At 31.6% G+C, this 25,471-nt stretch carries 28 protein-coding genes and 1 other annotated feature; of the genes, 6 read left to right on the forward strand and 22 right to left on the reverse strand.

Translation table 11 applies throughout. The annotated features are described in order from the left end of the window. Positions 1-43 precede the first annotated feature (43 nt). From prfA to HMPREF3023_RS04755, 11 genes are all read right to left on the reverse strand, one after another. Entirely contained in the window at positions 44-1,111 is a 1,068-nt protein-coding gene (prfA, locus tag HMPREF3023_RS04705) for a peptide chain release factor 1 (protein ID WP_070701231.1), read from the reverse strand. A gap of 8 nt (positions 1,112-1,119) precedes the next feature. Then, the gene (gene prmC, locus HMPREF3023_RS04710) at positions 1,120-1,950 is read right to left on the reverse strand and encodes a peptide chain release factor N(5)-glutamine methyltransferase (RefSeq protein ID WP_070701233.1); all 831 of its coding nucleotides are present in this window, start codon (positions 1,948-1,950) and stop codon (positions 1,120-1,122) included. Positions 1,951-1,992: 42 nt separating this feature from the next. Continuing rightward, entirely contained in the window at positions 1,993-2,196 is a 204-nt protein-coding gene (gene rpmE, locus HMPREF3023_RS04715) for a 50S ribosomal protein L31 (RefSeq protein WP_005956574.1), read from the reverse strand. Between the two features lie 138 nt (positions 2,197-2,334). Beyond that, positions 2,335-3,771 carry a transcription termination factor Rho gene (rho, locus tag HMPREF3023_RS04720; RefSeq protein WP_070701235.1) on the reverse strand — a complete coding sequence of 479 codons (1,437 nt, stop codon included), beginning with the start codon at positions 3,769-3,771 and terminating at the stop codon, positions 2,335-2,337. Between the two features lie 8 nt (positions 3,772-3,779). Then, complete coding sequence (gene glpX, locus HMPREF3023_RS04725) at positions 3,780-4,745, reverse strand: class II fructose-bisphosphatase (protein WP_070701237.1); 966 nt, start codon at positions 4,743-4,745, stop codon at positions 3,780-3,782. 1 nt (position 4,746) lies between these two features. Next, positions 4,747-5,400, reverse strand: a complete 654-nt coding sequence (fsa, locus tag HMPREF3023_RS04730; RefSeq protein WP_070701239.1) for a fructose-6-phosphate aldolase — start codon at positions 5,398-5,400, stop codon at positions 4,747-4,749. A 3-nt stretch (positions 5,401-5,403) separates the two neighbouring features. Next, on the reverse strand, positions 5,404-5,880 hold the full coding sequence (gene ispF, locus HMPREF3023_RS04735; protein WP_070701241.1) for a 2-C-methyl-D-erythritol 2,4-cyclodiphosphate synthase: 477 nt from the start codon (positions 5,878-5,880) through the stop codon (positions 5,404-5,406). Further along, positions 5,877-6,578: a 2-C-methyl-D-erythritol 4-phosphate cytidylyltransferase gene (gene ispD, locus HMPREF3023_RS04740; RefSeq protein WP_083315519.1), complete on the reverse strand. Its 702-nt coding sequence runs from the start codon at positions 6,576-6,578 to the stop codon at positions 5,877-5,879. Before ispD ends, ispF begins: the two co-directional genes overlap by 4 nt. Before the next feature lie 4 nt (positions 6,579-6,582). Next, the gene (locus tag HMPREF3023_RS04745; RefSeq protein WP_070701245.1) at positions 6,583-8,025 is read right to left on the reverse strand and encodes a peptidoglycan D,D-transpeptidase FtsI family protein; all 1,443 of its coding nucleotides are present in this window, start codon (positions 8,023-8,025) and stop codon (positions 6,583-6,585) included. Further along, a complete protein-coding gene (locus HMPREF3023_RS04750) occupies positions 8,018-9,283 on the reverse strand; it encodes an FtsW/RodA/SpoVE family cell cycle protein (RefSeq protein ID WP_070701247.1) in 1,266 nt (421 codons plus the stop codon). Before HMPREF3023_RS04750 ends, HMPREF3023_RS04745 begins: the two co-directional genes overlap by 8 nt. 4 nt (positions 9,284-9,287) lie before the next feature. Further along, positions 9,288-9,728, reverse strand: coding sequence for an FHA domain-containing protein (locus HMPREF3023_RS04755; RefSeq protein ID WP_070701249.1), 441 nt, complete (start codon positions 9,726-9,728; stop codon positions 9,288-9,290). Positions 9,729-9,853: 125 nt separating this feature from the next. On the opposite strand from HMPREF3023_RS04755, the gene HMPREF3023_RS04760 reads away from it, so the two are divergent. Both HMPREF3023_RS04760 and HMPREF3023_RS04765 read left to right on the forward strand, forming a co-directional pair. Further along, complete coding sequence (locus HMPREF3023_RS04760) at positions 9,854-10,462, forward strand: regulatory protein RecX (RefSeq protein WP_070701251.1); 609 nt, start codon at positions 9,854-9,856, stop codon at positions 10,460-10,462. Continuing rightward, positions 10,463-10,759, forward strand: coding sequence for a GIY-YIG nuclease family protein (locus HMPREF3023_RS04765; protein ID WP_070701253.1), 297 nt, complete (start codon positions 10,463-10,465; stop codon positions 10,757-10,759). Between the two features lie 36 nt (positions 10,760-10,795). On the opposite strand, the gene HMPREF3023_RS04770 is transcribed toward HMPREF3023_RS04765, so the two are convergent. The 11 genes from HMPREF3023_RS04770 to HMPREF3023_RS04820 form a co-directional block, all read right to left on the reverse strand. Beyond that, positions 10,796-12,628 carry an ATP-binding protein gene (locus HMPREF3023_RS04770; protein WP_070701255.1) on the reverse strand — a complete coding sequence of 611 codons (1,833 nt, stop codon included), beginning with the start codon at positions 12,626-12,628 and terminating at the stop codon, positions 10,796-10,798. 8 nt (positions 12,629-12,636) lie between these two features. After that, complete coding sequence (locus HMPREF3023_RS04775) at positions 12,637-13,581, reverse strand: DNA double-strand break repair nuclease NurA (protein WP_070701257.1); 945 nt, start codon at positions 13,579-13,581, stop codon at positions 12,637-12,639. After that, entirely contained in the window at positions 13,578-14,372 is a 795-nt protein-coding gene (gene rsmI, locus HMPREF3023_RS04780; RefSeq protein ID WP_070701259.1) for a 16S rRNA (cytidine(1402)-2'-O)-methyltransferase, read from the reverse strand. Before rsmI ends, HMPREF3023_RS04775 begins: the two co-directional genes overlap by 4 nt. Continuing rightward, the gene (locus HMPREF3023_RS04785) at positions 14,369-15,058 is read right to left on the reverse strand and encodes a tRNA1(Val) (adenine(37)-N6)-methyltransferase (RefSeq protein ID WP_070701261.1); all 690 of its coding nucleotides are present in this window, start codon (positions 15,056-15,058) and stop codon (positions 14,369-14,371) included. The genes rsmI and HMPREF3023_RS04785 overlap by 4 nt, the downstream gene beginning before the upstream one ends. Continuing rightward, positions 15,055-16,233 carry a CapA family protein gene (locus tag HMPREF3023_RS04790; protein WP_070701263.1) on the reverse strand — a complete coding sequence of 393 codons (1,179 nt, stop codon included), beginning with the start codon at positions 16,231-16,233 and terminating at the stop codon, positions 15,055-15,057. Before HMPREF3023_RS04790 ends, HMPREF3023_RS04785 begins: the two co-directional genes overlap by 4 nt. Next, positions 16,230-16,841, reverse strand: coding sequence for an epoxyqueuosine reductase QueH (locus HMPREF3023_RS04795; protein WP_070701265.1), 612 nt, complete (start codon positions 16,839-16,841; stop codon positions 16,230-16,232). Before HMPREF3023_RS04795 ends, HMPREF3023_RS04790 begins: the two co-directional genes overlap by 4 nt. 42 nt (positions 16,842-16,883) lie before the next feature. Continuing rightward, complete coding sequence (lgt, locus tag HMPREF3023_RS04800) at positions 16,884-17,639, reverse strand: prolipoprotein diacylglyceryl transferase (RefSeq protein ID WP_070701267.1); 756 nt, start codon at positions 17,637-17,639, stop codon at positions 16,884-16,886. Continuing rightward, positions 17,636-18,295: a deoxyribose-phosphate aldolase gene (gene deoC, locus HMPREF3023_RS04805; protein WP_070701269.1), complete on the reverse strand. Its 660-nt coding sequence runs from the start codon at positions 18,293-18,295 to the stop codon at positions 17,636-17,638. Before deoC ends, lgt begins: the two co-directional genes overlap by 4 nt. Next, positions 18,295-19,020, reverse strand: a complete 726-nt coding sequence (locus tag HMPREF3023_RS04810; RefSeq protein ID WP_070701271.1) for a YebC/PmpR family DNA-binding transcriptional regulator — start codon at positions 19,018-19,020, stop codon at positions 18,295-18,297. The genes deoC and HMPREF3023_RS04810 overlap by 1 nt, the downstream gene beginning before the upstream one ends. A gap of 112 nt (positions 19,021-19,132) precedes the next feature. Then, positions 19,133-20,443, reverse strand: coding sequence for a sensor histidine kinase (locus tag HMPREF3023_RS04815; RefSeq protein WP_070701273.1), 1,311 nt, complete (start codon positions 20,441-20,443; stop codon positions 19,133-19,135). Further along, a complete protein-coding gene (locus tag HMPREF3023_RS04820) occupies positions 20,437-21,141 on the reverse strand; it encodes a response regulator transcription factor (protein ID WP_070701275.1) in 705 nt (234 codons plus the stop codon). The genes HMPREF3023_RS04815 and HMPREF3023_RS04820 overlap by 7 nt, the downstream gene beginning before the upstream one ends. 134 nt (positions 21,142-21,275) lie before the next feature. Here HMPREF3023_RS04820 and HMPREF3023_RS04825 point away from each other — a divergent pair, with 134 nt between their 5' ends. The 4 genes from HMPREF3023_RS04825 (at position 21,276) to HMPREF3023_RS04840 (ending at position 25,334) form a co-directional block, all read left to right on the forward strand. Then, a complete protein-coding gene (locus tag HMPREF3023_RS04825; protein ID WP_070701277.1) occupies positions 21,276-22,172 on the forward strand; it encodes an ABC transporter ATP-binding protein in 897 nt (298 codons plus the stop codon). A gap of 4 nt (positions 22,173-22,176) precedes the next feature. Next, complete coding sequence (locus HMPREF3023_RS04830; protein WP_070701279.1) at positions 22,177-22,932, forward strand: hypothetical protein; 756 nt, start codon at positions 22,177-22,179, stop codon at positions 22,930-22,932. A 9-nt stretch (positions 22,933-22,941) separates the two neighbouring features. Beyond that, positions 22,942-23,655, forward strand: a complete 714-nt coding sequence (locus tag HMPREF3023_RS04835; protein ID WP_070701281.1) for an ABC transporter permease — start codon at positions 22,942-22,944, stop codon at positions 23,653-23,655. Between the two features lie 63 nt (positions 23,656-23,718). Continuing rightward, positions 23,719-23,961, forward strand: a binding site (T-box leader). A 92-nt stretch (positions 23,962-24,053) separates the two neighbouring features. Then, positions 24,054-25,334: an O-acetylhomoserine aminocarboxypropyltransferase/cysteine synthase family protein gene (locus HMPREF3023_RS04840; protein WP_070701283.1), complete on the forward strand. Its 1,281-nt coding sequence runs from the start codon at positions 24,054-24,056 to the stop codon at positions 25,332-25,334. Positions 25,335-25,471: the final 137 nt, after the last annotated feature.

Here is a 25,471-nt window from a genome sequence, read left to right on the forward strand (position 1 = left end):
AATAGTCTATTAAAGATATACTAAATAAATAATAATTATTTATTTAGTATATTTTTTCTAACTTTTGAGTTTGGTCATAAGTGATTAGTGCATCAATTATTTCATCAAGGTCACCGTCATTGATTTCATTTATCCTGTGTGATGTTAAGTTGATTCTATGGTCAGTTACCCTACCTTGAGGATAGTTATATGTCCTTATTCTTTCAGACCTATCGCCTGTTCCAATTTGAGATGATCTTTCCATGGACTCTTTTTCATTTTGCTCTTGTAACTTCAAATCATATAGCTTAGATCTTAAAAGTTTCATGGCCTTTTCTTTATTTCTTAGTTGTGATTTTTCATCCTGGCATGAAATAACTATTCCTGTAGGAATATGTGTAAGCCTTACAGCTGAGTCTGTTGTATTTACACATTGACCACCATTTCCTGATGCACGAAAAACGTCAAACTTAATTTCTGTTGGATCAATTTCTATGTCAACGTCTTCAGCTTCAGGTAATACTGCAACAGTAGCTGTAGATGTATGAATCCTTCCTCCACTTTCAGTTTCTGGAACTCTTTGAACCCTATGAACACCTGATTCATATTTTAGTCTTGAATATGCCCCATTTCCAATTATCATAAAGACAATTTCTTTATATCCACCAATTCCTATTTCATTTGATGACATAGTCTCAACTTTAAAGCCACATCTTTCAGCGTATCTAACATATTGTCTATAAAGAACTCCTGCAAATAAGGCAGCTTCATCACCACCTGCACCAGCACGTATTTCTACCATTACATTCTTGCTGTCATTTTTATCCTTAGGAATCAAAAGAATTTTTAACTCATTTTCAAGTTCTTCAACCTTTTTACTTCCTTCGTTTATTTCTTCTCTTACAAGATCCTTAAAATCGTCGTCTAATTTCTCTTTTATTAACTCTTTATTCTCATTTAATGTATTTAAAGTTTCTTTATACAATCTATATTTACCAACAATAGGCTCTATTTCGGCGTGCTCAATAGCTTTTTGTTGGTAAAGTTTAGAGTTATTTATAATATCAACGTTACTAAGATCCTTTTCTAATTCTACTAATCTATCTTCAAATACCGAAAGTTTTTCGTACATAATAACCTCTACATCCTTAACTGTCCAACTACGACTCTATCCAGTTTACTCAAATCTTTAATAACTTCTACATCAAATTTATCTTCCATGAGTGCACATATATCCTTAGCCTCATCATGTCCAATTTCAAAAACCAAGTATCCTCTATCATTTAAATATTTTGGTGTTTTTTCAATTATTTTTCTATAAAAATGAAGTCCATCTTCTCCACCATCAAGGGCAAGTCTAGGTTCATGTTTTCTTACTTCAACCTGTAGCTTCTCTATTTCATCAGATTTTATATAAGGAGGGTTTGAATAAATTAAATCAAAGCTTTCCTTTATATTAGTAAACAAATCACTTTTCATTATTTTTATTCTGGAGCCTAATTTTTCTTTGTTAATTATTGAATTTTCAATTGCCTTTTTACTTATATCAACAGCTGTGACATCAATTTTTGTTTCAAGGTCAACGCTAATACTGACAATCCCTGTGCCACAACCAATTTCTAACATATTATTAATCTTGTTATTTTTTATTATTTTTAATAGGGTTTCTACGGATATTTCTGTATCTTGTCTAGGAATCAAAACATCTTTAAGAACTTTGAAGCTTCTTCCATAAAAATCTTCTTCACCTAAAATATATTGTATCGGCATACCATTTTTTCTTTTGTCTAAAATCTCAAAATATCTTTCTTCAAGTGTTGAATCTAATAGCTCACTATCATGAGCCACTAAATATGATAAATCTTTATTTAAAAGAAAGCTTAGGATTCGTCTTGTTTCATATATTGGATCAGTATATTCTAAATCTTTTAAATATTTTCTACCTTCTATTAAGGCCTCTTTAATTTCCATAAATTTAAGTAATAAAAAAGGTTAGCTAGGCTAACCTCATTGTCATTTATTTCTCTTATATCTGCTGTTGAATTTCTCAATTCTTCCGCCGTGATCAGAGAGTTTTTGCTTTCCTGTAAAGAAAGGATGACAAGCTGAACAAATTTCAACTTTTAAATCTTCTTTAACGGATCCTGTTTTAAAAGTGTTGCCACATGCACAAGTTACAGTAGCTTCTTTATAATCTGGATGAATTCCTTTTTTCATTGTATTGCCCCCTTAAACTTATTTTATAACTCAATTTTTATATTATAACACAATTTTCACTCTAGTGCAAACACAACTATTTGCTTAATTATTATATAATATTAAGATTAAATTATCAAGATTTTATTATTGGAAATCTTATCTAACAAAATATTTTTTTAAAAATTCCTTATTATTTTTAGTCTTTGAAATTGAATCTAAAAATCTTTCTGTTACATCTTCTATATTTTCTTCTGACAATTTATTTCTAAATTCATAACTAAAATCCAACTCTTCCTTGCTAAGCAAAAGTTCTTCTTTCCTTGTACCTGACTTTAATATATCTATAGCTGGGAAAATTCTTTTTTCTGATAGACTTCGATTTAGATGGAGTTCCATATTTCCTGTACCTTTAAACTCTTCAAAGATAACATCATCCATCCTTGAACCAGTATCAACAAGAGCAGTGGCAAGTATGGTTAAGCTTCCACCCTCTTCAATATTTCTCGCTGCTCCAAAAAATCTTTTTGGCTTGTGAAGAGATAAGGGATCTAGACCACCTGATAGAGTTTTACCACTAGCTGGTGTAGTTAAATTATAAGCTCTTGAAAGTCTTGTAAGGGAATCAAGTAAAATAACTACGTCTTCTTTGTTCTCAATAAGTCTTTTTGCCCTATCAATAACCATCTCAGCAACTCTGGTATGATTTTTTGGATTCTCATCAAAGGTAGAATATACTACTTCTCCCTTAACAGACCTTTTCATATCTGTAACTTCTTCAGGTCTTTCGTCTACTAACAGGACTATTAAATGAAGATCTGGATAATTAGTATTTATAGATTTAGAAATCTTTTTAAGTAGAGTAGTCTTACCTGATTTTGGTTGTGAAACAATAAGACCTCTTTGTCCAAAACCAACAGGTGCTAAGAGGTCAATAATCCTCATAGCCCTGTCTTCAGTTTCTAAATTAATCTTTTCCTTTGGATAAATTGGAGTTAGGTTATCAAAAAAAGGTCTATTAATTATTTTTGAAGGATGAAGGTTGTTCACAGACTTAATATAAAGAAGGGCATTGAAATTCTCTCCATCCTTTGGTGGAGATTTTATTCCAAGAATTTCATCACCATTTCTAAGCCTAAACTTCCTTATCTGTGATGGCGAAACATATATATCTTCTTCACTTGGAAGATAGTTAATTGTCCTTAAAAAACCATATCCATCCTGATGAAGCTCAAGAATTCCTCTTACGTAATTTTTATTGTCTAGATTTTTTAAAGTTTCTGCAGCGTTATCAGATAAATCTAGTTTATCAATTTTTTGTGATTCTTTTTTTAACTTTATTTCTTTTATAAGCTCATCTTTTTTTAAGGAATATGATTTTTCTATTTTATATTCTTTCGCCAGTTCCCTAAGTTCTGAAACCTTAAGTTTATCTAAGTCTTTATCAGCTAGTGAAGAAGCAGGAGTTTTACCTGTCTCTATAAATTCTTTTAAGTCTTCTACATTATAATTTTCAGAATTTTCAAGACCAAGGGATAAGGCTATTTTTCTCAAGTCATCTATTGATTTATTGTTTAATTCAATATTGTTAGTCATGACAAAAATTATTTAGCATAATCTGGTTTTAAATCAAGAGAGTGGACTGATCTTATAAATCTTTGTGTTCCACTTGGTAGTCTCAATACAAGAGTGTCTGTCTTTGCCTTGTTATCGCCATAGTATTTTACTCCATCAAGAATTTCTCCTGAAGTAATACCTGTAACTGAAAATATAACTTCATTTCCTTTTACAAGATCATCAATTGAATAGATTTTCTTTAAATCAGAATGAAGGTCCTTACATCTAGCTTCTTGTTTTTCATCTGTTGGATGAAGTCTTCCTTGGAAGTCTCCACCTAAACATTTAAGAGCTGCTGCAGCTATTACACCTTCTGGAGCACCACCTCTACCTATTACTAGGTCAATTCCTGAATCTTCGTAACAAGTTTCAATAGCTGTAACAATATCACCATCAGAAACTTTCTTAACTCTTGCTCCAACAGCGATAATTTCTTTTATAATTTCTTCGTGTCTTGGTCTATCAAGAACAGCAACTGTTATTTCTTCAATATTTTTGTTGAGAGCCTTAGCTACTCTTTTAACATTTTCTGAAGGAGAATCATCAAGTTTAATTGCTCCTTTAGCTTTTGGTCCACAAGCAATCTTATCCATATAGATGTCTGGAGCATTTAATAAGCATCCTTTAGGTGCTACTGCAAGTACAGCTATAGAGTTATCTGTTCCATTGGCAATTGAATTTGTACCATCAATTGGGTCAACTGCAATATCAACTTGGTCTTCCCCTTCTTTTGTACCAATTTTTTCACCAATGTAAAGCATTGGGGCTTCGTCGATTTCACCTTCCCCAATAACTACAGTTCCGTCAATATCAACTGTATCAAACATTCTTCTCATTGCGTCTACTGCTGCACCATCAGCTGCATTTTTGTCGCCTTTTCCTAACCACTTACCTGCTGAAAGGGCTGCTGCTTCTGTTACTCTTGCTAAGTTTAATGCTAAATTTCTGTCCATCTTATTTCTCCTTTGTCTTTACGCTTTTAAAATCTTCTAAGAATTTCTTTAATCCTGCGTCAGTTAACTGATGCTTAATCATTTCTTTAAATATCTTATAAGGAATTGTACCTATATCTGCACCAGTTCTTGCTACATCTTCTACATGATTTATATGTCTTATACTTGCAGCTATTATTTGAGTATGGTATCCGTACTCCTTGAAAATATAGGCAATATCTGCTACAAGATCCAAGCCTGATTCTCCAATGTCATCAAGTCTTCCCATGAAAGGACTCACATAAGTTGCACCTGCGTTTGCAGCAAGGATAGCTTGGGAAACTGAAAATATTAAAGTCACATTAGTTCTTATGCCTTCCTTACTTAAAATACTTACAGCTTTAAGTCCTTCTTCAATCATTGGAATTTTTATGACAATATTATCTGAAATTTTTGCAAGTTCTCTTGCTTCTTTAAGCATTCCATCAAGGTCAGTGGAAATAACTTCAGCCGAAATATCTCCATCAACAATTTCAGAAATTTCCTTTATAACATCCTCAAATACCCCACCATTTTTTGCTATTAAGCTTGGATTAGTAGTAACTCCTGACAGGACACCCCAGGAGTTAATTTCTTTAATTTCATCAATATTAGCAGTATCGATAAAAAACTTCATTTTTTAATCATCCCTTTCAAGTAATACTACAGCTTCTGAAGAGATACCTTCCCCTCTTCCAACAAAGCCAAGTCTTTCTGTCGTCGTAGCCTTTATAGAAATATTTTCTATGTCAGTCTTTAAAATATCTGCAATAGTCTTTCTCATATCGTCAATATGACTTGCAAGCTTAGGAGCCTGACAAGCTACAACAGAATCTATATTTCCTATTTTATAATTTTTTGACTTCATAATCTCATAAACTTTACTTAGAAGTACTTTTGAATCAATATCTTTATACTTATTGTCATTGTCTGGAAAATGATAGCCAATGTCTCTTAAGGCAAGGGCACCTAAAATGGCATCCATAATAGCATGAATAAGTATATCAGCATCAGAATGTCCCAAAAGTCCTCTTTCATAGGGGATTTCAATTCCACCGATTATAAGTTTTCTATCCTCAACTAGCTTATGAACGTCGTATCCTATTCCTATTCTCAAATTTTCACCTTCTTAACAAGTATTTGTGCAATAGACAAGTCCTCTCTTGTAGTAATTTTTATATTATCGTAAGAATTGTAAATTAATTTTACTTTTACCCCTGTTTTTTCAACTAAAGAGCAGTCATCTGTACCATAATATCCTTCTGCATAAGCCTGACTATAAGCTTTCATTATAATTTCTTTTCTGAAAACTTGTGGAGTTTGAACTTGCCATAGCCTATCTCTATTTGGTGTGTAATCTACTAGCTTACCATCTGTCGACACTTTAATTGTATCCTTAACAGGATTTGCAAGAACAGAGGCCCCAGTGTCCATTACATTTTCTATAGCTTCGTCTATTTTATCTACTGATACAAAGGGTCTTGCGCCATCATGGGTTAAGACAATATCTGTTTCATGAGGCATATTTAAAAGTCCATTATTAATAGAATCTTGTCTTTCCTTTCCACCATAAACTATTTTGTAATTCATATTTATTTTATGTTTTTTGATAGTTTCATGAACATATCTCATATCGCTTTCTTTTACAATAAGAAGTAAAAAGTCAACGTACTTGGATTTTTCAATTTTTTTAATTGTGTGAGCAAGTATTGGAATTCCATCAATTGTCAAAAACTGCTTATTTATGCCCATTTTCATTCTCTTGCCCATACCTGCTGCTGCAACTATGGCAGTAACAAATTTATCCTTATACACAGTATCACTCTTCTTCAAGTTGTAAATTATTAATAGCGTACTTTAAAAGTTCTCCTGCAATTGGAGCTGCTGCTTGAGACCCATAGTCCTTAACATTAGGAATAACTACAGAAATTGCAATTTGTGGATCATCAGCTGGTGCAAATCCAACAAACCAAGCATTATTTGTTCCTTCTTTAAGATCAAGTTGTGCAGTACCAGTTTTACCTGCAACCTTTACTCCTGAAACATAAGCTTCAGTTCCAGTACCATTGTTAACAACATTGACCATGTATTTTGTGATTTGGTCAGCATTTTCTTTTGAAGTAACTTCACTTAAGACTGTTGGAGTATTTCTAATTACATTTTTACCATCAGATGAATCTATCTTCTTAACTATGTGAGGTTGCATCATGACTCCGTCATTTGCAATAGTAGACGCAATCATACACATTTCAAGTGGTGTAACTAAAATGGTGTCATGACCGATACCACCTGCACCAAGTGCAGTCCTGTCGAAATCATTTCTTTTAAAGGTCCAAGTAGAAGTTTCCAAAGGTAGTTCAAAATCAACCTTTTTGTTAATCATATACTTCTCAGAAACTTGACCCATGACATCAATCCCCATGTCAACAGATTTCCTAACAAAGTAGGTATTAAGAGAATTTGTAAAAGCCTTTCTAAGGTCTACTCTGCCGTAAGTTTTGTTACCAGCATTCCTAAACTCTCTTCCATTGTCAATTTTTTCCATACCTTCATCAGTGTATTTTTGAGAAATTCCAGATTCTAAAATTGCAGTTGTTGTAACTATTTTATAAACAGACCCTGGTGCAAATTTGCCCTTTGTGGAACTGTTAAAAAGAGCGCCATTGTTAGCTTCATTTATCTTTTGCATATCTTTTGCAATATTTTGAGAATTGAAGTCTGGAAGAGAAACCATGGATAGGACTTCTCCTGTCTTTGGATTCATAATTACAACTGATCCTTTTTCTGATCTTGATGATAATACAGACCTGGTTTTTTCTTGTAAGTCCGTATCTGTTGTAAGGGTAATGTCATCTCCAGTGTAAGGGTCGTAATTTTTATTTATTATAGATTTGAAAGTCTTTAGTATTTTGGAGCCTTCCTTACCAACGAGATAGTCATTCAACTCTTTTTCAAGACCATATTTATCAACTATTTTGTCAGAATAACCAATAATATGAGAATAAATTATTGGCTGATTATAAATCCTATGGTAATTATATTTTTCACCATTGGAGTAAGCTAAGACTTCGTGATTCCTATCATAAAAAGTTCCTCTTTTTACAGAGTTTTCTCTTAGTTCACTTCTCCTGTTAGCTGGGTGCTTTACAATATCATCAGCCTTAAAAACAGTAAAGTAAGTTAAATATATAATTGGAGCAACTAATAAAATCATTAGAAATACAAGTAATACTAGAATTCTTTTATTATCTTTACTATTCATTGTCCACTCCTTTTTCATATTTATATGATAAATCTTCGCTTGTCACTTGTAAAATACCTAAAGCAACAAAGCTTGAAATAAGAGAACTTCCTCCATAGGAAATAAAAGGAAGAGTTAGACCTGTCATTGGGATAAGTTTTATAACTCCTCCAATGTTTAAAAAGGCCTGTACTGTAAATAAGATTGCAACTGAAAGTGCAAGAATCCTATAAAATAAATATTCTTGATTTAAGGCAATTTTAATGGCCCTATAAACTAAGAGCATATAGAGCATGATAATTCCTATACCAGTTAAAACTCCCATTTCTTCACAAATTGCTGAGAAGATTACATCGGAATAAGCAAAGGCAATTTGTTTTGGATAACCCAAGCCAATTCCTTGGCCAATAAATCCTCCTTCTCCTATACCGAAAAGAGATTGAACAATTTGTCTAGCAGAATTAACAACCTTATCAGCAGTCCAAGGATTTAACCAAATATCCACCCTATTCCTAACGTGGGAGAATAAAAAGTAGCCCGTAACAGATCCCACAGCCATTAAGCCAATATTAACAAGAATTGATTTTCTGTTCTCATCGTAGACATATTGGATAAGGGTATAAATAGCAATAAAAATTGCAGCTGTTCCTAAGTCTCTTTGAATAAATAAAAATCCCACAAAAATATATATTACTCCCATTAAGTAATATGAAGTATACTTATAATTTAATTTTTTTAATCTTGTTTGGAAAGTTGTGTAAAAAGACGCTATTAAAAATATTACTAAGATTTTAGTAAATTCGGACAACTGAATTGTTATATTTTCAGAAATTTCTATCCAGTTTTTGGCACCATACTTGGATGGAGCAAGAATGATTGTGAGCAAGAAAAATAAAATTGAAAGGCCTAAATAAAGACCTGTCATATATTCTAATCTCCTCATTGCCCTAATAATAAAATAAGTTAAATAAAAAACTAAAATGCCTGCTAAAACCCATATAAGTTGTCTAAGTCCAAGTTTTGGAGACAGCCTGTAGATGGTTATTATTCCAAGACTTAAAAGCATGGAAACTATTAAGAAAATATAATTATCGCCAGAAGAAACCCTACCTAGGACTAGGTTGGAAATATAAACTATTAAGATTAGTCCTAAAAATAAAATAACTATGTACCTATCAATATTATTGTTATTAAAAGTAAATAATAACAAAATACTTAAAATTTCAAAAATTAATAGTAAGTTTCTAGGTTTTCTCTGTTTAAAAATTTTATCTAACACATTTTCACCTTTTATCTACAAAAATAAATTGAATGAAGCCAACTCCAATTTTGTCATTGTTTTGAAGTTCAATTAGCTCATTTGGATCAATTTTTACACCATTTAAAAATGTACCATTTGCAGAACCCAAGTCCTCTAAATAATATCTTTGGTTCTTTTCACGGATTAATAAATGATTTTTACTTACGAATTTATCTTTGATGACAACATCGTTTTTAGAACTTCTTCCGAGACTAATATCGCCATCTATTACATAGTATTCCTGCATCTTAAAATTTAAGGAATCAAGTCTATTTACAACTTTTAGATAGGCATCATCAAGAGAACCACCGCCACTTGTTATGCTCTTAACATCGAGATACATTAATCTTAAAATACTAAATATAAAAAGATAAATTAAGATAATAAATACATATCTCAAAACTTGTGAGATTAATTCAAACATATTACACCTCTCAGTCTTAAACTCTATCTAATTATATACTTTTTGCTCTTAATTTTCCAATATTTTGTTAATTTAGATAAATTGGTGAATTAGAGCTTTTATGATAAAATATTTTTGGTGATAAAATGATTATTTCTAATATTATTTTTGATAAGAAAAAATTTATTATTAGCTTCGATAACGACGAAGAAATAAAAATTTCTGAAGACACCTTGGTAAACTTTGGACTATATAAGGGCCAAGAAGTTGAAGAAGAATTTGTAGAAAACTTAAAGTTTGAAGATGAGAAGACAGAAGCCCTTCTCCTATCCTATAAATTTTTACAAAGAAATAAAACTAAGAAGCAACTAGTGGATCATTTATATAAAAATAAAATTCAAAGAGAGATAATAGATACTATCTTGCCAATTCTCGAAGGAAAAAATTATTTAAATGATGAAGACTACGCAAGAAGATACCTTAACGATGCCTTAAGTATAAAAAAATATGGAAAAAATAAAACAAAATATATGCTGATGTCTAAGGGAATAGAAAAAAATGTAATTGATAAGGTTATGGAAAATTACGATTATGAATTAGAATACATGAACGCTCTTGAACTTCTAGAAAAAAGAATTTCAAAGGATGAAACTGGTCTTAAAAAAATTTATTCGGCAAAAAATTATCTTCAGGGTCGTGGTTTTGAATTCGAAATAATAAACTTCACAGTTGACGATTATCTAAGCGGTGAGTAAATGGCATCCTACGTTTATATTTTAAAGTGCGCTGATGGAAGTCTGTATACTGGCTACACAGTTGATCTTGATAAAAGATTGAAGACTCATAATCATGGAAAAGCTTCTAAGTATACAGCTTCAAGATTACCTGTGAAGATGGTATTTAGTGAAGAGTGCCTAGACAAGTCTGACGCATTAAAAAAAGAATATTTTATAAAAACTCTAACACGAGAAAGCAAAGTAAAATTAATTAAAAACAAAGCATCACTTCAAGAACTTTACGATACTTACTTAATAAAAAAATCAAAAAAATAAAGACTTAAGTTTAAATACAAACCTAAGTCTTTATTTTTATTTTATCTTATACATTTCCGTTAAAAAGTTTGTTTCTTTTTCTATTAATTCAATTTCACACAACTTATCTAAATTGTTCTTAAACTCATCATAGGACAAGTTTTCACCAGATTTTTTATTGTAATTCATAAGTGCTCCATTTAGGTTAGATGTATCTATGGGAAGCAAATCTTTTATATCTAAAAAGAACTTCTCATAAACTTCTTCGTCGTGGGATGTTAATTCGTCAAATGGATTTTCTGTGTGTGGTGAAATTGTATTAGCTGCCCTTATCCTTACAAAGGAAGTCCTCCCCTTCTTTGCTGAAGAAATGAAAACATCACCTGAGCTTAAATAAGGAAGTCTCTTTGTCTCATCCGATGACAGGTCTGTCTCTTCCCTAATTGTGTCTATGTCTGACGCCCTAACTGTCCTAAAAATTAATTTAGTATTTAATTGAGCCGTTATGGTTTCATCTAGGAGAGTTGGTCTTTGTGTTGCTAAGATTAAAAAGACACCATACTTTCTTCCCTCTTGAGAAATTTCACGCAAGATTGATTTTGAAGGTGTGTCAAAGCCCTTCGGTGCAAAGTTGTGGGCCTCGTCAGTAATTATAATAAAAGGTGGGAAGTAGTCAACTTTAACATTATTCCTATAAAGTTCATCCCTGTATTCCTTTCTCAAATAATATAACTTTGCCAAAAGATAAGTTGAAAATACATTTATCATCCTTGTGGAGCCTTGAAGTACAACTAACTTTCTTCTCTTTAATAGGTCCAAAAGCTCATCAATATTATGAGAGAATATTCCTTCTCCTTGTAGGGTCATAAGTCTCCACAAGACTCCACGGACACTCATGGAGTTACAAGTCTTATCATATCTTTCATAAATATCTAAAACTTCTTCAAGCCTATCTCTTCTTGTTTGGTCCTCTTCAATGGCTATCTCTTGTAAAATTTTATCTCTTGATCCAATTTCTTGTCCCTCTAGTAACAAGTCTAACTTATTCTTAAAGGATTCAAAACTAGCACCCTTTGAGAGCATAACATCTATTACATTGTTCATGGAATCAGTAAGAGGCGATGCAGCGGTTAAAAGGTTTTTTAAATCTCTTTTTTGCAATTCTTGAAACTTTATTCCCGTGTGAATTCCAATTTCTAGACACTTAAACTTATCACTGTAGTCCTTATCTGAAATTTCAGAATTATTTGTAAAGTCCATTTCATAATGGGGGTCCATGACAATTGTTGGTACTCCCATTTCCATTAGTTCCTCTAAGACAACTCTTAGGCCAAAGGACTTACCACTTCCTGATCCACCAAAAACCCCAATGTGGGGATATTGATGCATTGACTTGTAGTCAAATAAGTAAGGAAGTTCTCTTTGTTTTATGAATTCATTATTTTGAAAAGTTGTAAATAAATCTTTATAAATATCATCCATTCCCTCAGCAATATTATCAGTATTCTTTATAGAACCTAAGATTAGAGATTCCTTAGGAAGAGTGTCAATTAATAAATTTTTTATTTCATCAAAAATTGGTGCTCTTAAATCACTCCCTGTTAGGGGTGGATATAGAAGTTCTTCAAAAAACCTTAGCTTTGCAACATAAACTGTTTCATCTCCAACATCGTATCCCATAGATCCAAGGGATGATAAAACGTCACTGTCAATAAAGTCGCCACCAATATCAAGAGGAATAAAGCGGTTAAAAGTTTGCGAATCCACAACTTCTCCAATGATATCGCCTTGAACTGGGTCTTCAACTATTAAAAACTCATTGTTCCTAAAGTTTTTTTCCTTAGAACCAATATATACTTCTCTTGTTGTTGTAACTCCAAGTACCTTCATATCTCCTCCTATAGAGTTCTCTTATCTCTTTCAGAAATAAAAAATCTTTCATAGACATCTCTGTCCAAATATTCTTCCAAAAGAGTGGTAAGTATTTCATCAGTTATCTTTACATCCTTATCAACTATATCAAGCCATAGAGGCACTCCCCTTGATGACATAGGAGTCAATGTGTAAACAAGACCAGCAATTTCTTCGAGATATTTTTCTTGTGTATCTAATATATCAAGTCCAACTGCACCAGGGAATTTTGCTGTCCTCATAAAAGCTGATGAAAAACCTTCGCCTAATCCGTCTTTTATAAATTTTTTATTAATTTCATTTCTAATTAGAAGAGCCTCACCAGTAATAAGTCTATTAAATAATATTTCCCTATCGTAAATGCTCTCATCTATTTCTAAACTCCTAGCAATGACATTAGTTTTTAGGTCTTTTATAACACCAAAAAGTATAATGTTTTTTGCTTCACACTTTTCTCTTAATTCAGTGAATAAATCAAGACAGTTAATCTTATATCTAATAAAACCACCGTCCATCATTAAGTAGTCAAAGTCAAACTCATCTATATATTCAAGAGCCGTTTCTATTTCTATGGTGGCAAGATATTTTTGCGAAAGATTTTTGTCATCATAAATATCATTTAAAGTCGGCGTATAGACCTTATTTTTATAAATTTCATTACCATCAGTTGACTTAGCGAGTCCTTGAAAAATTTCTATAAAGTGAGGAAAGGCTCCGCCAGACCTATTGTTAGATCCGTCAACCCCAACAGTTCTCTTGTATTTGGAAAGTTTCTCTTTAGGGAACTTTTCCATTTTAATAAGTCTTCCAACATTATTTGTAAGTTCTTTTCTAAAAGCATCCTTGTTTAAGTTAAAGATAAAGTCATATTTATTCTTTAAGTTTGTGTTTACTTCCTTTAGTTGACCTTCCAGATCTTGTAAATTAATCATAGGTCCAGACTCTCCTTATAAACATCATTCTTAGGAAGATTATATTTTTTTGAAACTTCTTTTACTGCCTGAGACTTCTTCATTCCAGTTTTTAATTCTTTTTCAAGAAGTTTTTTTATGTCGTAGACCTCTTCTTCGTTATTACCTTCAAGGACAATAACAAATTCTCCCTTTTCCAAAATATCTTTTTCTAATATTTCTGATGTTGTAGACCTAATGGTCTCTTCAAAGACCTTAGTTATTTCTCTAGAAATAGAAATCTTTCTTTCTCCAAAAACTTGGTAGACATCTTGCAGAAAGTCCTTAATCCTGTGAGGAGCTTCATAGAAAATCAGTGTAAACTTTAAATCTTTTAGAGATTCAAATTCTTTTCTTCTTCCACTAGACTTACTTGAGGTGAATCCATAAAAAGTAAAGTGGTCTGTATCAAGACCTGATAAGACTAAGGCTGTTAAAGCCGCGTTGGCTCCTGGTAAAACTCTAAATTCAATATTTTCTTCTATAAGTTTTTTTACCAATACTGCACCCGGATCACTTATTCCTGGCATGCCTGCATCTGTAACAAGAGCGATGTCTTTTCCTTCTAAGTGTTTAATAATTTTTTCTGACATTTCGGCCTCATTAAACTTATGATAAGTTCTCAGTTCCTTATTAATATCAAAGTGGTTTAAGAGTTTTAGAGTCACCCTCTTATCCTCTGCATAAATTATATCCACTGACTTAAAGATTTCTATTGTCCTAAGGCTTATGTCCCCTAAATTACCTATGGGAGTTGGGCAAAAATAAATCACAAGATTACCTCATTTCTATAAATTCTTTCCATTTCTTCTGTGTAATTATCTCCTTGTCTTATGTAAAAGTCCCTGAATTCATTTCCAAAGTTAGCCTGCTTTTTTGCTATTACAATGGAATTTTTAGAATCCTTATTTAGATTTCCGTGGATGTTTACTATGTGTTTTACTCTTAGGCCAGCTAGATTAATCTTATGAATAAGTTCAGCCAACCTATAAGTTGGATAAATAATATAAAGATTTCCGGAATTTTTTAAGAGATAGTTAACTATGTAGAGACTTTTCTCAATGTCAAAAAAATGTTTGGCAGGAATAGTTTCAAATTTTATATTTTCATAATCGTAATAGGGTGGATTAAAAACCCCAGTATCAAAAAAATTTGTCTCGTAGACTTCTTTTAAATCAAAAATATTTTTCTCTATTATTTTTATTTTATCATCTAGCTCATTTGCACTTACAGATTCTTTAAAATTATCTAAGACTTTCTTATTAATATCAGTTGCATGAATTTCATCAAACCTATCCACTAGCCTTAGAGAAAGTATTCCATTGCCACATCCAAGGTCTATAGCTCTCTTCCCCTTCTTTACAAAGGAAGAGAGTATTAAAGAATCTGTAGTGTACTTAAATTCATCTTCATCCTGAAAAATTATAAAATTTGTACCTGGCACTTGGTCTTTATTCATATTTCACCTTGTAAAACCCCAAGGGCTTCCTTATATTTTTTGTCAGCTGCCTTTTGTAAGTTGGCATCTGTTACTTCACTCAATTTGCCACCAGGGATTATGTCTTGAAGTTTCACAACGTCGTAGTTAAGTCTCCCATTTGCCCTATACCTATTTACATAAGTCGGTTGAACATCATAGGACTTTAGATGAGTTACTCCACTTATATTGTCCTTTTCTATTTCAAGTTTAACAAGGGCACCTGTATCTACACCAGACTTCCTTAAGTTTTCTACCCTTTGATTAGATAAGGCATTTCCCATTGAATAAATTGTAAAATATTTTCTATTGTTAATTTCTTCGACTTCATATTTTTGCAGAACATGTGGATGTGAGCCTAAAATTATATCAGCACCATACTCATGCAACTTCTCTTTTAAGTAAATTTGTCTCTCACTTGGTTGGTAGTGATACTCATTTCCCCAGTGAGGATAAACTATTACAATATCGGACTTGTCCTTTATGTTTTTTATATCACCAGCAACATCTTGAGAAAAAGTATTGACAGAATATTCTTTATTCCTCATTAAAGAATCCATCCCATTTAAGGTGTCGGTAAAGGAAATAAGACCAATTTTTATTCCATTCTTTTCAACAACTATTCCCTTTTCTCCATCTTCAACTAAGGTTCCAAAGGATTCCATTCCACTTTCCTTAATGTGGCTTAGGGTTTCTGCAATCCCTTCAAGTCCTGTATCAAGTGAGTGGTTGTTAGCAGTAGACATAAGATCAAAGCCTGCAGATTTTAAAGAATAAATTGTTTCTTTGGGGAAATTAAAAAGTGGAAATCCTGATAACTTCCTGTTAGAATTCACTGATCCTTCAAAATTTGCAATGGCAAGATCTGCTTGATTAATATCTTCTGATATATTTGCAAAGATTGGAGTAAAGTCATAGGAATCTTCGGTCCTATAATTTTTAACAATGGGTTGATGAAAAATCATGTCACCCATGGCAAGAATCTTTACTTGTGTCTTATCTTCTTTAATTTCTTTTTTATGTTCAACTTCTTCTAGATTAGCATTATTATTTACATTTAGATTTTTAAATTTAAAATCCGTCCTATAGGCAACAAATAAACTAAGACTTAAAAAAAAGACAAGAGAAATAATAAAAATATTTTTAAAGTTCTTCAATCTTCACTCCTTGAAAATTCACATCCACAATAATCTTGCCTGTACATATTAAACTTATCAGTTAGTTCTACAGACCTTCTAAAACCATTTTTTTTCTTAAAATCTGAGAATAAATATTTTATTTCGTATTCTTTGGATAAAAAATCTCCCAATTTATTTAAAATTTGAGAATCCTTGTGAGGAGAAATGGAAAGTGTTGTTGTGAAGAAGTCATAATTGTTTTCAGCAGCAAACTCTGCTGCCTTTTCCATCCTCTGCCTATAACACTTAAAACATCTTGGACCCCCTTCTTGGTACTCTTCAAATCCCTTCACATATTCAAGAAAGTCTTGGTGATCATACTTTATAACCCTTACACCTATCTCATCTTCAAGGCCCAAATCTTTTACAAGTTGAACTTGTTCATCAGCCCTCCTATAAAATTCCTCTTCACTATCGATGTTTGGATTGTAATAAAATACATCAATGTCAAAGTATTCATTTATTCTTTCCAAGATTGCAGAAGAACAAGGACCACAACAAGAATGCAGGAGTAGCCTTGGCTTGTGATCCTTATCTATTTTCTTTATTACTTTTTCCATTTCCAAATTGTAATTTATCTTATTCAAAATATCACCTATAAAATTAGACTAGTTGCCTAGTCTAATTAATTATTTATTCTTTTGTCTACTTTTTGCTACAAATCTTATAGCTAGTCCAAAGACTACAATTGCAAGACTCACAAGTTGTGAAACTCTAAAGTCACCAATATAAAGAGAATCTGTTCTCATTCCCTCAATGAAGAATCTTGCTATACCATAAACTATAAAATAAAAAGAAATTAATTGTCCTTCAAACTTTTGCCTCTTTGAAAGATAAAAATATAAAAATAAAAATATTAAAAAGTTTACAAAGGATTCATAAAAAAATGTTGGATGAACCCTCTCTCCATTGACTAGAATTGCCCAAGGCACATCAGTCACACCACCGTGAGCTTCGCCATTGATGTAGTTACCCCATCTGCCAATAGATTGGGCAAGAGCAAGACCTGGTGCAATACAATCTGTAAGAGTCCAAAAATTTACTTTTTTAACTCTCGTAAATATATAAATTGTAAGTCCTCCAGCAATAATACCGCCATAAATTGCGAGCCCACCATTCCTGATGGCAAAAATTTCATCTAAATGTTGGCTATAATATTCCCATTCAAAGGCTACATAATAGAGTCTTGCTCCCAAAACTCCAATGATAACTGCAAATAGAGAAACATCATTTGCAATATCTTTATAAAGTCCATTTTTATAAGATTTTTTCTTTGCCATGGACTCTGTTGTAAGAATTGCCAAAAGAACTCCAAGAGCAATTAAAATTCCGTACCATTTAACTTCTAGTCCAAAAATTGTAAAGGCAACGGGATTTATATTCATAGTGACTTGCTTTCTTTGTAGATATTAACTCCAGCAGAAACACCAAGTCTGTCTGCACCCTTTTCAATCATTTCAAGTGATTTCTTATAATCTCTTATTCCACCACTTGCCTTAACCTTAACCCTATCAGATACTGACTTTCTCATAAGGGCAACATCATCTGCATCAGCACCAGAAATTGAAAAACCTGTAGAAGTCTTTACAAAATCTGCTCCTGCTTCGTCAGATAGTTCGCATGCCTTTACGATTTCTTCTTTTGTAAGAAGACAGTTTTCAAGTATAACCTTTAAGAGGGCTCCGTTGTCGTGACAAACTTTAGCAATTTCTTGAATTTCTTCTTTAACAAGGTCATATTCCTTTGACTTAAGAAGTCCAATATTAATTACCATGTCGATTTCATTGGCACCATTTTTTATGGCGTTTTCAGTTTCAAAAACTTTTACTTCTTTTGTGTTTGCACCTAATGGGAAGCCAATAACAGTACAAACTTTTACATCAGTACCCTTTAAGCTTTCGGCACATTTTTTAACCCATACAGGATTTACGCAAACTGAGAAAAAATTATATTCTTTTGCTTCATCAAGTATTTTTTCAATTTGTTCTTCTGTTGATTCTGGTTTTAATAAAGTATGATCAATAATTCTATTAATTTCCATTAATCTCTCTCCCATGAAGTAAATACATCTGTCACATCGTCATTATCTTCTAAGGCATCAATTAACTTTTCCATATTTTTAATATCTTCTTCATCATCTAAAGCAGTTTCAGTTTGAGGAATATAAGTTATATCAGACTCAATAAAAGAATGACCTTCATCTTCTAAAGCCTTTCTAACATTGTGGTAGTCTTCTGGCTCAGTCACTATTTCAAAAGCTTCTCCCCTGTCTATAACATCTTCAGCACCAGCATCAATTGCAATTAAAGTAAATTCATCTTCATCAAGGCCTTCCTTTAATACACCAAGGGAACCCTTCTTGTCAAACATAAAGGATACACAGCCTGGTTGTCCAAGATTACCTGCATACTTATCAAAAATATGTCTTACTTCTGGTGCAGTTCTGTTTCTATTGTCAGTTAGGCAATGAACCATAACAGCAACTCCGCCTGGTCCATATCCTTCATAAACAATTTCTTCGAAGTTATCGTCGTTATCTCCGCCGCCTGCTTTGGCAATGGCTCTGTCAATATTGTCATTAGGCATATTTTCTGCCTTTGCTTTATCGATGGCAACCTTAAGAGAAGGGTTGTAATCTGGATCAAGTCCACCTTCCTTAGCTGCAACAGTTATTTGTCTAGCAAGTTTAGTAAAAATTTTACCTCTTCTTGCGTCTTCCTTACCTTTTTTATTCTTAATATTATTCCATTTAGAATGTCCTGACATAAAATCACCTTTCTATATAAATCGCTATTTTAAGCATATTGACTATTATATTACAAATATTAAGTAGTCGTCAATATTATGGGCATAAGTGTAAGCTTTTATCAATTTATTTTTATTTTATATTAAAAATAAAAGAAACTTTTACACCGTCATTTAGATTCTGAACTTCCATTTTGCCCTTATGCAAATTACAAATTTGTCTAGATATAAATAAACCCATTCCATGCTTTTGGACATCTGAGAGATTTTCTTCATTAAGTCTTTTTATCACGCTCTCTTCAATGGGGTTTCCTTCATTTTTGATTGAAATAATTAATTTATTATTCATAAGCTCATAAATAATACAAATTTTTCCATCTCCATACTCGAGGCTGTTATTTAAAATATTTTCAAGCATCCTATAAAATAAATGATCATCCATTTTTATTTTTATTTCTTTATTTATTTTGTTTTCAAAAATAATTTCCTCACTTGAATTTTCATTTAAGTTATTTACAATTAACTTTCTTATAACAGAAATTGGGTCTTTATATTCAAAGTGTTTGTCACTTAGATTTTCCAAACTTTTTGTCAGATTCAAGTCCTCAATAATTCTACTTATTTTTATAACTTGATTTTCAATATTTTTGACCTCATCTAAATTTTCTTCTGTTTTAATCTCCTCCATCTCCCAAGAAATTTTTGTAAGAGGGGTTCTTATATCATGACTAATTCCCCTAAGCCAACTTGCTTGACTTTTTTTAAGATTATTGAACTTCTCATTTGCATCGTTAATAGTTTTTGAAATTTCTCCTAATTCTCCTTCTTCTTCAAGTTTTTCATAATTTTCATCAAAAATATTGCCTATTGCTTCTTGAAGTGGATTTAATTTTTTAAAAATTCTTTTAACTTCATGGTGATAAAATAAATAAACAAGTAGAGCAAACAATATTATGCTAATGAGTAAAATTAACAAATTTATTTTTACCAAATCATAGGAATAATAGTTAAAGGGAAATTTATCTAGAGAATTTTTCGGATAAGCAAGAACTAACACTCCGTCATCTACTACAAATGTAAATACAGGATAATCATTTAAGTAATACCTTGTAAATCTTACTAGGTCGGTAATTTCAAACTTATTCTTAACTTCTTCAGGCTTGTTGAAGCTTTCAATTACTTTTCCATTTTTGTTAATTCTTATAGCCCAAATATTTTTATCTTCTAAATAATTCTTATTCTCCTCTGTAAAATAAATATCTTCAACCTTATTATCCTCTTTATTCTTTTCTACAAATTCAAACACCTTACTTGGCTCTATATATTTTTTAGAAAATTTAAAACTAGAATAAAAGATTCCAGCTAAACTTGTAATCATTAAAATTAATAAAATTAATATAAATAAAACAAATTTCTTTAGTATTTTAAAAAAATAATTTAACATTCTTTATTTTCTCCAAGCAACTTATATCCCAATCCCTTTACGGTTATTATTATTTTGGGGTTAGCGGGATCTTCTTCAAGCTTATCTCTTAACCTATAGATATGTGTAATTAGTGTGTTTTCATAACCAAAGCTATCTTCCCAACACTTCTCCAATATTTGATCTATTGATACAATTTTATTTAAATTCATGGAAAGATAGTCCAAAATTTTATATTGTTTAGCTGTTAATTGTATTTCCTCGTCATTCTTTATTAACATTGCCCTCTCCCTATCAAATAAAATTCCACCAGATAAGATTATTTTCTCATTTTTATTTTGATAAGTTCTCCTAAGCACTGCCTCAACTCTCCACAAGAGGTCTTCAGGCAAAAAGGGTTTTACAATATAATCGTCAACTTCTAAATCAAATCCTTCTTTTTTGTCGTCAATACCACTTAAGGCTGACAAGACAATTACAGGCAGGTTGGATTTTTTTCTAAGATCTTTTAACAAGTCAAAACCACTCCCATCTGGAAGCATTATATCTAATATCATTAAATCAACTTTATTGTTCTTGAGTTTGAAATTTGCTTCTGCAATATTTTTTGCTGTTAAAAGATTACTGAAGCCTTTTTTCTTTAAAAAACTATACATGCTATTTATTAAGTCAGACTCATCATCAACTAATAAAATCTTCGCTTCTCTAAAAATATTCATTTCTTTCTCCTTTAAAGCAATTTTATCACAATAAAAATTGAAATTTGAAAAAGTGATGTAAAAGTAATCTAAATAAAATTTCCATGTGATAGCAACTTATTATAATGAATTTACTAAAAAGAGAGGAGAAGAAAATGAATAATATTTTAAAAATTGAAAACCTTAATACATCTTATGGAAAAAATTTAGTTTTAAAAGATATTAATTTAGAAATCAAAGAAGGAAGTATCTTTGGACTGATAGGACCCAATGGTGCTGGTAAGTCCACTCTAATGAAATCTATCCTAGGTTTAGTAAAAAAGGATTCAGGAAAAATAACTTTATACGGAAAAGAAGTTAATGAAAAAAATCAAAAGGAAACGAATAAAAATTTAGGTTCCTTAATAGAAGCCCCATCTTTTTATGACCATCTCACTGCCTATGATAACTTAGATCTTATCTGTGATATGAAAAATATAAATAAAGACAAGATTGATAAAACGCTAAGAGATGTTGGACTAATAAAAAGTAAGGACAAGAAAGTAAGAGAATTTTCACTTGGCATGAAGCAAAGGATGGGCATTGCCATCGCCCTTATTGGGAATCCAAAATTTTTAATATTAGATGAGCCCATTAATGGACTTGACCCCTATGGCATTGAAGAGATGAGGGACTTGTTCAAAAGCATTGTAAAAAATTCAAATACCAGCATCTTAATCTCGTCACATATCTTGGATGAAATCGAAAAAATTTCCACTCACATTGGCATCCTTAAAAATGGATCCTTAACTTACAGTGGTTCCCTAGAAGAATATAGAGAACTTCATCCACCAGTAATTGTCTTAAAAACCTCTGATAATATTAAAGCTTCAAAAATCCTAGCTTTATCTCAAGAAAATATAATTGACGACTATTTAGTCCTTGGTAACAAGAGTAAAGAAGAAGTTGCAAAAATAATTAAGACTCTTGTGAATGACCTTGATATTTATAGGGTTGAAAAAAGGAAAGAAAGTCTTGAAAAATTATTTATTAAAGAAACAAGTGCAAGGTGATCTCATGAAAAATCTAGAAATAAAAAAGAATAAGGGACTAAAATTAAATTTCACTCTTTTAATTTTATTTGCAATACATTTATTTTCTATCCTTATTGCCTTCAAGACAAAAGACTTTCAATCTAACAAGTATCCTCTTGCAAGAATATTAGATTCTTATCTTGCAATTTCCTTATTCTTTAATCCCATTGCACTATCATCACTTGTGAAAAAAGTAATTGAGATTGAAGAGAAAAATAATATGTGGCAAATGCAAATAAGTCTTGGCTTAAAGGTTCAGAAAATTTTATTGGATAAAATTAAAAACTTGTCCATAAAAGTTTTCTTACTCCAAATTCTTGAGTGGTTGATAATTATATTCTTAGCAAGTAAAAATATAAACTTTGAGTTAGATATGGAGATAATAAAAAGAATTGTAGTTTACTTTTTAACAACTTTATCAATTAACATTTCTATGATCTTGATCTTCACAATAATTGAAATTAAAAGTAACAAGATTTACTTCTCCCTCTTCTTTTCAATTGTTGGAGCAATGTCGGGAATAATTACAATGCTAACATCAAAGTTTTTATCACAAATAAATCCCTTTGGTCTCTTCGCCACTATTTTAAATATAAATTATGTAAAAGAAGGACAAGTTTTTATACAGACTATGAATAATATAAATTATCTCACATTGCCAATAAGTTTAATTTATATTATTCTCGCTTTAATTTACATCACAAGACTTAATAAATTTTCACTTTCAAAGGACATCTAGGAGGTATTCATGTTAAAAATAGAATTTAAAAAATTAAAATTATTTTCACTCTTAACTACAATATTAATTATTCCCCTTCTTGCAAATATCTTTGGGACAATAAACTATTTGCAAAATCAAGAAATTTTAAAAAATAAATGGGAAAGTCTTTGGACACAAACTTCCTTATTTTACTTCATGTTTTTTATAATCCCCCTTATAGCAATTATTGTTTCAAGTCTTTGGTCAGTGGAACATAAAGCCGGTCTAAAACTAATTAGAACTAGCCCAATAAAAAATATTAGTTTTATAATGGGTAAATCTATTGTTGCCCTAATACTAATAAGTTTATGTCAAATTTATTTTATAGTTTTATTTATCATGAGTGGAAAATTTATATGTGGCTTTAACATTGAAGGATTAGGTCTATACTTTTACTACATTGGGATAAGCATCCTATCTTCTATTCCAATAATTTCTATAATGAATTACCTAAGTTTGAAATTTAAGTCTTTAGGTTTAATAGTTCTTATCTCTATTTTGATTTCAATTTTTGGCTTCGCCCTTGTAGCACAAAATATATTGCCGATATTTCAAAATATTCTAGCTTCAAGCAAGCTCGCTATAGCAACAAATCATTTTGAAATAATAAAAAAAGATGAATTAATAAAAATGTTCTTATTCTCATTAGTGGAATTCTTAATATTTACAAGATTATCAAATAACTTATTGAAGTATGAATAATTAAATTTTTAAAATTAAAAAAAATATCCTTGACAAAAAAATTTTCTCAACTTATAATTCAAAACATAGACTTTGAAGAGGAGAGTACATTGTAAAAGTTTTTACAGAGAGGTTTCGTTTGGTGAAAGAAATCAAAATGGATACTTTGGAACATGGCCTTGGAGTCTTCGCACCGAGACAAGTGTTTAGGCTGCGACAGGTACGCCTGTTATAGCGTTCGGAGTATGTTGGTACTCTATGAGGTTATTTTAGCGATAAAATAATAAAAAAAGGTGGTAACACGAAGCTCAAGCTTTCGTCCTTTATGGGACGGGAGCTTTTTTTATTTTACAAAAGCTTTATATATAAACTATTTCCTTTTGAGCTGCCGACAAGTTTATAAAATCTAGGAGGATAATATGACAAAGAAAAATTTAGGAACCCTATGTGTGCAAGCAGGATATGAACCAAAAAATGGAGAACCAAGAGTTGTCCCAATTGTTCAATCAACAACTTTTAAATACGATTCATCTCAGCAAATGGCAAATCTTTTTGACTTAAAAGAAGCGGGATACTTTTACACAAGACTTGCCAATCCAACAAACGATGCAGTGGCAAATAAAATCACTGCTCTTGAAGGTGGAGTTGCTGGAATATTAACATCTTCAGGACAAGCTGCAAACTTCTATGCCCTACTAAACATTTTAAAGGCAGGTGACCACATTGTAGCTTCATCAGCAATCTATGGTGGAACTTACAACCTAATTGCCAACACAATGAAAAATCTTGGAATAGAAGCAACTTTTGTTGAACCAGATGTTAGCCTTGAAGAATTAAATAAGGCCTTTAAAGAAAACACTAAAGTTGTCTTTGGAGAAACTCTTTCCAACCCTTCACTAAAGGTACTAGACATTGAAATTTTTGCCAAGGCAGCTCACGACCACGGCGTGCCACTTATTGTTGACAATACCTTTCCTACACCAATTTTCTTGAGACCAATTGAATGGGGTGCGGATATTGTCACTCACTCAACAACAAAATACATGAACGGTTTTGCCAACTCTGTTGGTGGAGTTGTTGTTGATTCTGGAAACTTTGATTGGTCAAAATACAAGGACAAGTATCCTGGACTAACTACTCCAGACGAATCTTATCACGGAGTTGTCTTTACAGAGACCTTTGGCAAGGGAGCTTATATAACTAAGATGACTACAACATTAATGAGAGACCTTGGAAGTATTCCTTCCCCACAAAACTCATTTTATCTTAGCATTGGACTAGAAACACTTCACTTGAGAATGCCAAGACACTACGAAAATGCCCTTGCCCTTGCAAAATATTTAAAAGACCATGACAAGATATCTTGGGTTTCCTTCTCAGGACTTGAAGATGACTCACAACATGAACTTGCACAGAAATACTTGCCAGATGGATCTTGCGGAGTAATTGCCTTTGGAATAAAGGGCGGAAGAGAATCCGCAACAAAATTCATGGATGGATTAAAACTTGCAGCAGTTGTAACTCACGTAGCCGATGCAAGAACTTGCGTCCTCCACCCTGCTTCCACAACACATAGACAAATGAATGACGAAGAACTTGCTCACGCTGGCATTAGCCCTGATTTAATTAGAATGTCCGTTGGCATTGAAGATGCAGAAGACATAATCAAAGACGTAGAACAAGCTCTTGAAAACTTATAAAATTTAAAAAACTCTTTTATTTAACATTCTAACAAAAAGCTTCCCCATAAGTTTTAATCTTTGGGGAAGTTTTTATTTGTATTCATTAAATTTCTATTTATAAAAAATAAAAAAAGAGAAAGCCTAAGCCTTCCCTT

Origin of the sequence: Peptoniphilus sp. HMSC075B08 (genome assembly GCF_001815405.1) — a bacterium.
Lineage (GTDB): Bacteria > Bacillota > Clostridia > Tissierellales > Peptoniphilaceae > Peptoniphilus_A > Peptoniphilus_A harei.